The sequence below is a fragment of the Nioella ostreopsis genome, assembly GCF_004000255.1.
GTDB lineage: Bacteria > Pseudomonadota > Alphaproteobacteria > Rhodobacterales > Rhodobacteraceae > Nioella > Nioella ostreopsis.
In genome coordinates this window covers 1-1004 of the sequence record NZ_RCIQ01000076.1, presented here as the reverse complement: position 1 = coordinate 1004, position 1004 = coordinate 1, and the positions used below count along the sequence as shown (strand labels likewise).

General features: G+C 53.3%; 1 protein-coding gene. It reads left to right on the top strand.

The features are described 5' to 3' along the window. Positions 1-498 precede the first annotated feature (498 nt). Positions 499-1004, top strand: a 506-nt coding sequence (locus tag EP237_RS23885) for a Hint domain-containing protein (RefSeq protein WP_206052356.1), incomplete at its 3' end; no start/stop codon positions are given.

Here is a 1004-nt window from a genome sequence, read left to right as displayed (position 1 = left end):
GGCAGGTTCCGCCCCGCATCAAGGCGATGCTTACCCGGGGTCGAGCGGCCTGATCGCGACTGATCTGACAGCAGGCCGTCCAGTCTCTACTCGTTTGCTATGACAGCCCTCGTTTCACCGATCCGGGGGCTGTTGTCTTTTGCTTTTCTCCTCCGCTGATAGAAGAGCTTTGATTGACTGTTCCGCCCCCGGAATAATTCAGCTTCCGGCGGTCCAGGCTTGGGAAGCAGGGCATGTGCGATAGGTCGCGCCACGATGGCGATTCAAGCGCAGGCCACCAAGAAAAAATCCCGTTGACTGTGGGGCTTGCTGTTTAAGCTTCGAGCCTATCGAAAGAGGGATGATCTATCCTTTTGCCCCCGCCAGGGAGGATGGGATCTCCAAAGAGATCGTTTAAAAATCCTCAAGTAGGGTAGTTGTGGACGCACCGCCTTCAAGCTGGTTGCTGTGTGCCCACTCCTAATACAGCCCATGTCCTAACAGGCCGAGGAGGTCGTCGTGTCAAACTTCAGCGCCACACATTACATTTTCTACGCCACTACTGGGCAACCTGATTCGGGATTGCTTGGTGCTACGGCTAACTCAGCTACGGGCACCGTCGTTGACTCTAACAACGACGGAAATCTAGATTCCGGAGAGTTTTTTGTTGCTTCCGATGTGCAATCTTATACTGGATACACAGTAACTATCGGGGGTCTTACGTACGCCGTCTTCGGATCCGGGAACAGTTACTACATACCATATGATAGTTCTGTCAGCACACCAAGTACAGATACCTCGACGTGGTCATTCGCAGCTGTTGCAGAAAATGCTGTCGTCGTTAACTGCTTCCTTTCGGGAACGATGATCACCATCGACACGGGCGAGATTGCTGTTGAATCCCTCAAGATCGGCGACGAGATTGTTACGGCGGATGGCAAAACCGTCAAGATCAAGTGGGTTGCACGTCAGGATGTTCTAACAACCTTTGGCCCCGCCAAGCGTCTGATGCCCGTGCGCTTTGC